We start from the raw sequence: 12,267 nt of genomic DNA, 5'->3' as shown, positions 1-12,267 counted from the left end.
GTACACGACAAGTATTTTCCCCCGCATCTTCCTTTAACCAGTCAAGGGCTTCATGGCGCTTCTTGGCACTTTGTGTTCCATCAATATGCGCAAAGGTACACTGAAGAGGCGGCGTCTCTTTATAGAGCTTATGAATACCAGACAATTCTTCCTGCATGCCTTTAGAATTGAATGTGTCACAGATACGTTCAGAGGTCTTAATGTCTCTACAAAAAGCCAAAGCCCGACGCATGGGCTTGGGGTCATCACTCAAATCAACTTTCAGATCTATTTTGCTAAGAGCTTGATAACAGCCTATGATTTTAGTCTTATCATCAAGGGTAAGTTCATAATTCTCATCTGTCATCAGATGTTGAATGGATTCACTCACTTCCTCTTCATTAATACCCAAAACAATAATCTTATAAGGTGCTAAAAGTTCATTCTGAACGGCTTTTGAGAAAGTATAGGTGTAAAGCTCTTTTCCATAGAGCGCTTCATCATCCATAGACGCCAGAATACCATTCATCTCATGGGCTTGCTTTTTGGCACTATCAGCAAAGATCTTTGGCGTTGCTGTCATGTAGAGGCGTTTTTTACCCCGAATGATGCTGTTATCATGAACTTTGATAAATTCAGATTCATGCTTGTCTGTTCCCAACACAACTCCAGTTGTTCTATGGGCTTCATCACAAATAATCAGATCAAATTCTGGTAAATCATACTCTTTTTGCGCATCAGCAATCACTTGGATCGAATGGTAGGTCGAAAAGATGACGGTCATCACATCAAGAGATGTCTTACCCGCTTTACGCGCAAGTGTTTCCGCATCCGTTGTTGCTGGTAGCACAAGATCAGAAGCGTCCAGACCAGCTTCATCATCATTTTGGTTTTTACGACGCTTGCCCACTTGTGTATCAGAACACACAGCAAAGGAACGTAAAGGCACTTCTGTATCACTTGTCCATTCACGTACCGTTTGTGACATCAAAGCAAGGGAGGGCACCAAAAATAAAACACGCTTGTCTTTCCCTGCTATTTGTTCTGCTATCTTAAGGCTAGTAAAGGTTTTCCCCGTACCACATGCCATAATAAGCTTGCCACGGTCTGCTTCTCGTAACCCTTCACAAACTTTTTCAAGTGCTTCCTTTTGATGATCTAAAAGCTTTTTTTTCGGTTGCTCTTTAAGGACCGCTTGTCCTCTTTCTTTATAAGCACCCCAATCGATTTGACTGTTTTCTAAATCAAACAGATTAATCTGTTGAATGCGAACCTCTTGACCATCACAAGTGTTATGCGCATTATCACTCCAATTGCTCTCAGTACTATCAACGAGAATACGACGCGTGAAGATCTTTTTGCCTGATGCAGCGATAAAGCTATCAATATCTTCTTTTTTAATGCAGTGAGAAGCGTCATAGCATTTGCATTGGATAGCCGCATAGCCTTCTTCATCACGGATTGTAGCGACCAGATCAATACCGATATCACGCCCATCTTCCCCATGCTCTTGCGCCCATTCAAAATAGGTCTGAACCTTTTCGTATTCTTGTTTTTGCAAAGGGTCTTCAGACAGATAAGCCATCACAAGATTTTCAAAAAGTGTTCCCAATTCACGGGGTGATTTTGCCTTTTCACGATAGAATTGTAAGAGAGAGCGTAATGAGACGTGTTTATTATCAGACTTATCAGATTGAAGCATTATGCATTAAACTCCAGCACCTTATAGCATTGATAATTATTCAAAGGAATCGAAATGGAGTTAATTAAATGGATTCAAAAGAAATATCGACAACAAAATGATACAAAACCACCCAAAAACCCATAAATTGCTCAAAGTAAATTTTATAAAAGATGATTATAAGCAGCAAAATAGTGAAATTTGCTATTTGTTTTATGATTAATCAAGACGAATTCAATACGTGCTTTTAAAACATCATAATGATTATTTTGATAGGTTTTATGTGTCATTGAAATGATCACTTTTGTCAGTTCAATTTACAGACACAAACTGACAAATGTATATTTACAGTTGTATTTATTTGTTATGGCTGTTTTAATAAGTTGTATCTTAAAAAAGAGATAAAATTTAACATATTGAAAAATAATGCTTTTATTTTTTTACCATTTGAAAAAAATGCTATAGGGTCTAGAGTGAACTGACAAGACTGACAAAAGTCTTTTTTCAAAGCAGTTTAGATTATTTCCTTTTGAGAAAAATTTCCTCATGCCCTGTAAAAGGGTTTTTCGCGTTTGAGTAGAAAGCTTTTAAAAGAGGTTTCTTTATTGTTTGCTATGATAACTTTTTACGAAAGGATACAAATTAAGAGCATGATATGGGGTTTATTTTATACACGTTATATAGTGCAGGATAGGGGGTGAGCAGCGAATTTATTCTCTCTTATTGATGGGTGTATTAAGGCATTAACTGGGGATATTGATGTATTAACCATTGACTTACTAAACAGTTTTGGTTACGTGGTTAATGATATATGTATGGGGGAGAGATCTTCAGCAGTTAAAATAAAGCAGTTTTGGGTGCCCCTTTTCTATGGTTACAGAGGCGTGTGCTTTTGTAAAAAGTGTCATAGGGTCGTGGCTGTTTTGAGTGGTCTTGTTAGAGGTTCCATGAAGTTCTTTTAAAGAATGCTTCATGAATAGTGCAAAGCGGGGGCAATCTGTATTGTTTTCTGTATTTTTACGCCAAAGTTCTCTTTTGAGAATTTTTCGTGCCCTCTTTGTTTTCTTTGGCTTGTTTACAGGTATAAGTGTTTATGCGCGGTCATCGGCTATTTTTCATTCCCCAACCGATAATTTTTCTCGCCAACAATCTGAGAAACAGCAATTAGAAAGAATTGAGAAATTACGGTCTTTAACGCCTAAAAGGATAAAGACGCCTTCAGAGCAAAATCCAGAAACGCTTTTGGGTGGGAAGCAATGTTTTCCCATTCATGCTCTTGTTGTTGAGGGAGTGCATCATGTCAAAAAGCGCTCTATATCAGCTGTAACAGATCCTTATGTTGGAAGATGTATCGGGCTTGTCGATATTCAGCTCTTAATCAAAAAGTTAACTAAAGTTTATTTGGATCAAGGTTATGTAACGGCGCGTTTTTATATTCCTGATCAAGATATCAAAAACAGCAAGACGCTCAAATTTGTTGTCGTTGAGGGCAAGCTCTCAGAGATTTACTATAATGGTTCTCCAGCATCTCGTTATAACAATGTTGTATGGGGTGCTTTTCCTGGGCTTCAAGGTCATGTTCTGAACATGCGCGATATTGAACAGGGGCTTGATCAGATCAACCGTTTGAGTTCAGCGCATGCCCAAAGTGAACTTCTTCCAGGAAGAGAAGATGGGAGCACCATTGTGAATATTAACAATCATCCCGATAAAACTTTTAAGGTTACCGTTTCCCATGACAATTTAGGACAAGCCTCCACGGGTTATGCGCGTTATAGTGCGGGTTTAAAACTGGAAAATATTTTAGGGATGAATGATTTATGGGACTTTGGCTATCAACGCAGTGAACCCGATTATTGGGGTGAGAGCAAACAGGAAGGGCATAGCAATAACATTTCAGCGAGTGTGAGTATTCCGTACGGTTATTGGACCTTTGCTTTGAATGGCACCGTCTATAATTATCAAAGTATTATACATGGCAATTTTACAGATATAGAAACGACGGGGGATTCGAGTGAATTACACGGGGGTGCAAGCACTGTTCTTCATCGTGATGGTGTTTCAATCACGACCCTGAATTTAGGTCTTTCCTATAAGAGAACCAACAATTACCTCCTTGGCAATAAGATAGAGGTTGGCAGTCGCCAATATAGTGTTGCCAATTTGGGGATTTCGCATTCGCGCCAGATGTTGGGTGGGACGTGGACCTTTGATGTCAGTTATTTTAAAGGGCTTGGTTTGTTTCATTCAGTCAAGAAACATGCGCCAGGAGCAGGGGATGCGGAGCCACAATTTGCCAAATTTACTAGCACACTCAGTGTTATGACGCCCTTTAAAGTTGGAGGATGGAATTTCATACTAAGCAATCTTTTGAGTGGGCAATACTCTCCTCATAATCTATTGAGCGCGGAGCAGATTTCGTTGGGGGGCGCCTCCAATGTTCGTGGCACGCGTGAGAGTTTGCTTTTTGGCAATAACGGTTTTTTTATCCGTAATGACTTGTTGCTACGAACTGTTCCGTGGAGCAACAATGCTTCTGTTAAAAAGCTTTTTGGTGAACTTCGTCCCTTTGTTGGTTTGGATTATGGGCGTGTATTTTCGCAGCCTTTGTATGGGGTTACCGGTGAACAGCTTGCGGGTTGGACAGCAGGTATAAAGCTTGCGGGGGGCATAGTTTCTCTTGATGCAAGCTATTCAAGTGTTCTGTGGAGTACAGTCAAGCACAAGAAGTCAGGAAAGGCTTTTGTGACATTAACAATGGAACTTTAAGCGTCTTTTATTGGGGAGTCAAAGCATGAGATATGAGAAGAGAGCAAACAGAGCAACTTTATTAGGCGTTTTAGTCTCCAGTACGATGCTCAAAAAGGTTTTGGTAGGTGGGATTGGTTTTTCTTTTCTGTTCCAATCTCCAATGGTTCAAGCGCAAATCGCTGCTGATTCTAACGCTGGTGCAGGCAATCGTCCGGATATTGTGGCAGCGCCCAATGGGGTTCCCTCCATTGATATTGTTACCCCCAATGGCAAGGGCTTATCACACAATAAATACTACGATTTTAATATTGGCAATGCAGGTGTGATTTGGAACAATCATGCGCAAGAAGTGGGGCAATCGCAGTTGGGGGGCATTATGCCGGGTAATCCCCATTTGCGTGTTACTGGTTCGGCGAAAGTTATTTTAAATGAAGTGACCAGCAGCAAGCGCAGTGCGCTTCATGGTCCAGGAGAGGTTTTTGGGAGCCCAGCCGATGTGATTATAGCCAATCCCAATGGGATAAGCTGTGATGGTTGCGGTTTTATCAATACGCCCCATGCGACCTTAACCACAGGTGTACCCGAAATTGATGCGAGTGGTTTTCTGAAAGGCTTTGAGGTGCGAGGTGGGGACATCACCTTTGGTGCAAAGGGAGCCAATTTTTTCTCAGGCCAAGGGGTTGTTGATATCGTCGATATTGTCTCCCGCACGGTGCATTTTGAAGGAGCTGTTGCGGGCAAGGAGATTGGGGTTGTAGCAGGGACGGGTTACTTTGATTACGCTTCACGGGAAATGAAAGAACTGACCGACATTACCGGCAAGCCAGAATATGCGATAGATGGTTCTGCTTTGGGCGCTTTACAGGCGGATCAGATTAAACTTGTAGCGACAGAACAAGGTGTTGGTGTTCGCATGCGTCATGATATGGCGGCGAATGCGGGGCAGCTGCATCTTTCTGCTGATGGAAAAATCTCCCTGAAGAATGTTTTTGGTCATGGAGGCGTTTTACTGAAATCAAAAAGCGATAGCCTTCAGGCAAAGCACGTCACCTCGAAAAAGAATATTAAGATTGCAGCGAAAAAGGATGTGATGTTAGAGATGGTTGGCGCCGATGGTCATTTGAGAATAGAGGCGCAGGAAGGGCTTTTATCGATTGCAGAAAAAGCCACATCGGGGGGCAATATGGAACTTTCTTCGCGCCAGACCCTCAAAGTTTCTGGGCTAGGGGCAAGTGCTGATATGGCTCTTGAAACAGGCGGTGACTTGAAGATTGAGGGGATCGTTTTAGCACAAGGGAACTTAAGGGCGCATGCCGGTGGTGATATAAAGGCGCAGCTTTTAGCTGGTGGGGTTGATATGGCGGCAACGGGTGCTGCTGGTACACTTGTTCTTGGTACACAAGGGGATGTTGATCTCCAGAGCAGTCAAGGTGCGATTGTCGCTGAAAGTGTTTATGGGGCAGGAGATATCACCTTGGTTTCTCATAACGGTCTTTCTGTTTCTCAAACGATCCTATCGCATCAAAATATCGCCATTCATACACAACCAGAAACAAATGCCCCCGTTCATTTTGGACAACTTTTAGCCTATGGCAATGCAAATATTGAGGGCGGAGCGGTTGATTTTGCTTCCCTGATGACGGGCGGTGATGCTGTTTTCAATGTAGGTAGCCTTGATGCTGGCACAGTGATGACAGGTTTAGATTTTGTTGGTTCTCAGGTGAGTCCTGCGAATCCTACAGGTGATCTTGTTTTTTATGACAAAGGTTCCCTTTCTATCACGGCACAAAAGGGCATAAAGGTTGGACATATTATCAGTGGTGGCAATATTGACCTTTTTGCTGGCAACGACATTTATTATGATCAGGTCATTGGCTATGGCAGCGCAACCCTGACCTCTGTATCTGGAGAGATCAGTGTTGAGAATGTGCTGTCTGCTGAGGGGGATGTGAGATTGACGGCAAACACTCTCGATTTAAGTAATAATCGTTCTCATATTTATACGCCGCAAACGCTGTTTTTAAATGCAGATAACATTTATGTCTCAGGCAGCACGCTGACTTATGGTGGTTTAGACTTTAACAGCACCAATGCTCTTGAGATTCACCATGCACGGCTACAAGCCATTACAGATGGGGGGGGAACTGGAGATATTCTTTTTGTTGCGCCAGGCGTTATGGCTGATGAGGCAACGTCTGTTTTAGCGGCACGAGATTTTAGGATCAAAACAGGGGAGCTTCAGAATAGCGGACAATTGGCAGCGGGGCAGAATTTAGCCTTTAGCGTGACGGGCAATGTGACCAACAGCAAAACGGGTTTAATTTATGTGAAGGGCAGTGGTGCGTTCAAAGTCGATGGGGCTTTGCTCAATGATTTTGGCGCCATAATGGCAGAGGGTGATTTATTTTTTACTAATGTAGAAGGCAGCGGAAAAAGCCTTTCGCTTGTTAACAAAGCAGGTTTTATTCAAGCCGGTGGAAATTTAAATATCCAAACCAACACCTTGAAAAACGAAGCTGAGAGCACGCCTGTCATCACGGAAACATCGGAATATGCGACAATTTCATTCGAAAAACCAAAGGGTTCTGATCAACTCAGTGATGGGATGTTATATCAGGATGCGAAAGTTGGTCTTTGGGGAAAAGGGCACGAATATCAAGAAGATAAAACAATAGGAAAAGGGCACGTAGAACTTTTTTTGGATGTTCCTCTTTGGGCGAGCAAAGAAGAAACCTATGGCACCGCAATTTCAAGCGACGGAACAGTTTATAAGGCTTTTACTTGGGAATTTAAACCTATATATCAGCAACTGTCCGTAACACGGTATCAATGGAATGGTTCTCGGCGAAGAGGAGGATTTTTCTGGTCAATAATAAACGAAGACTGGTCACACATGACAGAAGAAACCGTCACGCAGGCGTTTTCGCATAAACCCACTGTTCAGGGGATGATACAATCTAGCGGTAATCTCATTATTAACGCTGATAACATTGAGAATAGCTACAGCATTATGAGAGCGGGAGGGAATGCCGATATCCAAGCCAATGTGCTCACCAATTTGGGGGCAACAGCCTATAAAAAAACCTTTATGCATTGTAATGCAAAGACAGATAATTGTTATGCCTATAAAGCTGATGGAAGCCACGATGTTTCTTTAGATATAGCCGATGGCAAATTTCGTCATATCCGCTCAGAAGCTTTGGAGAGCGTTCCTGGTCTTGTCCAAGCGGGTGGCACTTTAAATCTGGTGGTCGATCAACTCCACAACACGGCAGCGAAAGGTTCGATTACAGGGGATGCGCATTTTGAAGCCAAAGCCGTTGGAGGCAATCCACTGGATGCATTAAGCGGTTTGACTGGGGTTGGTGCTCTCTTTACACCCAAAGTGGATCTCAATAATGCAGGGGAACTTTCTGAGGGGCTCCCTTTGCCAAAACCCCAATCGGGTGGGGTTGGTGGCACACTGCCTAACCAGAATTTCCTTTATGAAACCAGAGCAGAATTCCTCGATGTTGGCAAGTTTTATGGTTCAGCTTATTATTTAAACAGAATTGGTTATAAGCCTGATCGAGAGATTTTTTTCTTAGGCGATGCGTATTTCGAAAAGGAATTGATTGAGAAACAAATGCGTGATCTTGTTGGTCAAGGTTTGGGCAAGGGTTCCTTTATTCCTGGAAGTGATGCCATTGAACAAGTCAAAACCTTGCTTAATGTAGGGGCAGAATATGCAAAAGCACACAATCTTCCCTTTGGTGAGGCACTCACACCAGAACAATTGGCTTCTCTCGAAGAGCCGATGGTGATTTATGTGCGGCAAAAAGTAAAGGGCATGGATGTTTACGCACCGGTGCTTTACATTCCCGAAAAAGACAGAGCCTCCTTTGTTTCTGCTGGGGCTTTGATCATGGGCGATGATGTCAATATCACCAGCCAAAATACCAGTAATTCCACGATAACCAATTCAGGGCGGATTGCAGCATCGCATCAATTACATGTGCATGGCGGGGATATCTTGAGTCAAGGAGGGCACTTTGCGGCGGGTGGTGATGCTGTTTTAGTTGCGGAGAAGAATATTCGTTTGGATGCAGGGCGCACAACGGTTGACGGCGTGGAGACCGTATTAAACACCGAGGCGCTTTCTGCTGGTGGTAATGCAACGGTGATTGCTAAACAAGATATCACAGCCTCAGGGGTGGGGATTACCACGAAGGGTGATCTTGCCATGGCTACAGAACAGGGCAACTTGACGATCGGTGCCGTCAAAACCGATTACCATGATGAACAGGGTGATGCCACCATGCATCATAAATCTGTGTTAAATTCTGGAGGCTCAACAACGCTTTCCTCTGGGAAAGATTTGAATATTTTAGGCTCTGATGTTCAAGCAACTGATAAACTTCTCTTAAAAGCTGAGAGGAATGTTTCGATTGATGCCACACGCAACATTGCCAATAGCCATCGCGGAGATCAAACCTCTCATGTCGCCTTGCACAATGGTTCTCATTTAAGTTCTGGAAAAGATACCACTGTCATCTCCGGTGGCGATATCCATATTACTGCTTCCGATATAGATGCAAAGGGCAATGTTGGTCTTGGCGCCCAAGGGGAGATAGCGATAGGGGTGAGAAACGATGAGAGGGAGTATCATCTTCGCGCCAAAAACACGAAAGTCGATATGCAAGCCTCTCATGCGGTTGGCTCTTCGATAAAATCGGGAGGTGATACCACTATCGTTGCGGGGCAGGATGGCAAAGCGCATGATCTCACCATCACGGGCAGTTCTATTGCGGCTGATGGTAAGGTGGGGCTGAAAGCCAGCCACGATGTCTTGATCAATAATGCAGAGGATAGCTTACATTATGAAATGTCGTATCACAAAGAGGGTGGGGCGTTCAGCAGCAGCAAATCTGCGCATAACAAGATTGATGCAACAGAAGTTGTGGGTTCAACAATAGCAGGAGGTAAAGGCGTTGCCCTTGAATCGGCAAACAACACGGAAATTGTCGCCTCGACGCTCACAGCCGGCAAGATAGGGGAAACACCAGATCAGGAACAAGCGGATATTACCATTCACTCTGGGGGAAATATTCTCATTAAAGGTGCGCAAGAGAAGTATGATCAGCAAGCACAATCCTCAAAAAGTGGTTTTTTGCATGAGGAATCTTCTGATACATCTCAATCCCATACCACAACGGTTTCCTCCATTCTTGGGGCGACGGGCAATATTGATTTGCAAGCAAAAAAAGATGCCACGATTACGGCTTCTCATATGATTGCAGACCAAAACATCAATGTTACAGCAGAAAATGTCACGATTAATGGCATGACAGATCATCATAAGAGCCATTCAGAAACCCATGAAACGGGTTTTGGTGTGGGCTCAGGCAAGGGCTTTGTGTCGATATACGGCAGTGAGGGAAAGACAGAGAATGAAGAGAGTTTTGAACATCAAGGCTCTTCTCTCAATGGAAAAAATATTACCATCACCGCTACAAAAGAAGATGTGAACGTGGTCGGCTCTGACTTTAATGCGAGGGAAAATATTAATGTTTCGGCAGCCCGTGATGTCAATGTGCTTGTTGGTCATAATAGCCATAAGTCAAACTCTGAAGAAGAACGCACAGGCTTTGGGATTCAATTTGAAAAGAATCCTAGCGGTGCTTCTATTGGTGTTGGGGTTGCCAGCGCCAAGGATACAGGCGATCAATGGGAAAAGACTAATACAGCATCTAATTTCCATGCGGGCAATGATGCTAATTTTAATGCCGGCAATGATGCGAATTTTCAAGCGGCAAATGTTTCGGCAGACCGTGATGTCAACATCGATGCAGGCAATAACGTGACCTTTTCAGAAGCTGATGATATCTCTAATGCGAAGGAAACACACGAAAAATCCTTTGCTGGTGTTACAACCTCTGTCAATGTGGGTGCTCTTGGGACCGTACAAGGATTAAAAGATTCAGCAGACCGCATGAATAATAAGGATGGCAACAACACAGTTATTAATGGCATACTGACCGGCATGAAAATCAATCATCTTTTTAACAAAGGCAAGAATTTCGTCAATTGGCTGAGTGGCAATACAGGGGAAAGAGGCAACACCACAGGAGCTCTGGGCCACATACCAGGAAATTTTGGCGGCTCAACAAAAGATGCTCTTGCCAATATGGCTGATGCCTCTGCCAGTGTGACAGTGGGCTTTAAGACAGAGAAGGCAGAGGCATCTTCTCAAGTCTCCACGGCGGTGACAGGTACAATAGAAGGTAGGCGTTCTGTCAACATACAATCCCACGAAGGCAGTATTCATGGTACTGGAGTCGATATTATCGCCGGCACAAACTCGATGCAAAACAATGATGAACAGAGTGGAAATATCAACTTGGTAGCAGGGAAAGATATCACCTTTGCAAGTGCGCAAAACACGCAAAGCACACAGAACCACAGTGAAAGCGCTTCGGTGAATGTTGGGTATAGTTATGGCACAGGCGGTGCAGGGGTAACAGGCAATGCTTCCTTTAGTCAAGGGGAAGGTTCCAGTGAGGAGGTTCACCAGAAGAACAGCCATATCATTGGCACCGGCACTGTTCACACCAACAGTGGGGCAAACACCACACTGGCGGGGTCAGTGGTTTCTGGAGAGCGTGTAGAAATGGGGGTTGGGGGTGATTTTGCCATTATCAGTCGCAGTGATACGGGACAAACCTCCAGCAAACAGAAATCGGTTTCTGCTGGGTTTGGTGGGAGCAAAAGTCTTGATGCAGGATCAACAAGCCTTTCCTTACAAAAGGATCAATCCTCCAGCGATTATTACAGTGTTGTGGAGCAATCCGGCATCAAAGCTGGGGCAGGAGGTTTTGATATCACTGTAAAAGACAAAACGATCCTAACTGGCGGCATTATTGCCAGCACCGCGCCGGCAGAAAAAAACAGCCTGACCACAGGAAGCATCAGCACCAATGATATAACCAACAGTGCCCATGCGCAAGCCAGCAGCCATGGGGTTAATGTTTCTGGTGGTGGTGTCTTGCAACAAGGCAAATATGGCGTCATAAAAAACGTTGCTAAAAATGCTTTAAGTCATGGGAAAGCTCAGGATGCAGCGGAGGGGGAAACCAAATCCGCTATCAGCGATGGCACCATCATCTTGACCGGTGCAAGCAACCAGAGGGCGATGGGGCAAGATGTTGGACAAATCATTGATGCTCTCAACCGCAACACCGCTACAGCCCACCAGGCTGTAGGGCAGCTAAATGTAGCACCGCTTGAGGATATATTGCGTAATCGTTTAGGTATGAGAAATCAATGGGTGGATGAATGGTTTGATTATTGGGACAAAGTGCGCGAAGTCGCATTTGTCAAAAAGCATCCTGAGGGTGAGGTTGAGCACGATGAAAATGGCAATGTCATCTATGCAACAGATAAAAATGGAAATTATATAAAAGACAGTTATGGAAGAAAAATCCCTCTGTATCACTATTTAACACCAGAGGGAGAAAAGCATTTACAAGCCGGCTCTGATGGCAATACCCGTATGTTCTACAATGGCATTTTTAACACACCAGATGAAGCAGCCCGTAATGCCGTTCAGTTGGCTGATAATGAGTATGAACCCCTTTATTTTACATACTTCCCACAAGCTGAAGACTGGGAAGTAGAGTTAGGGATAGCATATTATCAAAAGTTTTGGGAAGGTAATACTTGGGGGCTGAGTAATTCGACCAAGAAGTTTCAAGATTTTATGTATCGTTATGGCAATGACGGAGCGATTGTTAATGCGCATAGCCGTGGTAGTCTGACAGTGGGCAACGGAATGCGTGACTTTGAAAAGCATGGTATTCACGGTATAGGGTACAAAA

4 protein-coding genes are annotated in these 12,267 nt (G+C 43.7%); 2 read left to right on the top strand and 2 right to left on the bottom strand.

All coding sequences use genetic code 11. The annotated features are described in order from the left end of the window. Together ABD915_RS07965 and ABD915_RS07960 are read right to left on the bottom strand one after the other, a co-directional pair. Window positions 1-1,681 (bottom strand): restriction endonuclease (locus ABD915_RS07965; RefSeq protein ID WP_345117190.1); only part of this gene is annotated, 1,681 nt, incomplete at its 3' end. 143 nt (window positions 1,682-1,824) lie between these two features. Beyond that, entirely contained in the window at window positions 1,825-1,950 is a 126-nt protein-coding gene (locus ABD915_RS07960; protein WP_345117189.1) for a hypothetical protein, read from the bottom strand. A 682-nt stretch (window positions 1,951-2,632) separates the two neighbouring features. On the opposite strand from ABD915_RS07960, the gene ABD915_RS07955 reads away from it, so the two are divergent. Together ABD915_RS07955 and ABD915_RS07950 are read left to right on the top strand one after the other, a co-directional pair. Further along, on the top strand, window positions 2,633-4,429 hold the full coding sequence (locus ABD915_RS07955) for a ShlB/FhaC/HecB family hemolysin secretion/activation protein (RefSeq protein ID WP_345117187.1): 1,797 nt from the start codon (window positions 2,633-2,635) through the stop codon (window positions 4,427-4,429). Between the two features lie 25 nt (window positions 4,430-4,454). After that, the coding region (locus ABD915_RS07950) for a hemagglutinin repeat-containing protein (RefSeq protein ID WP_345117184.1) at window positions 4,455-12,267 on the top strand (7,813 nt) is incomplete at its 3' end.

It is taken from the genome of Bartonella jaculi (assembly GCF_039543045.1).
Lineage (GTDB): Bacteria > Pseudomonadota > Alphaproteobacteria > Rhizobiales > Rhizobiaceae > Bartonella > Bartonella jaculi.
The sequence above is the reverse complement of the archived record's forward strand: the minus strand, read 5'-3'. Positions and strand labels throughout refer to the sequence as shown.

Excerpts from the sequence above, each read along its gene's own strand:
- ABD915_RS07960 (WP_345117189.1), bottom strand. The coding sequence starts at position 1,950 with ATGACACATAAAACCTATCAAAATAATCATTATGATGTTTTAAAAGCA.
- ABD915_RS07955 (WP_345117187.1), top strand. The coding sequence starts at position 2,633 with ATGAATAGTGCAAAGCGGGGGCAATCTGTATTGTTTTCTGTATTTTTA.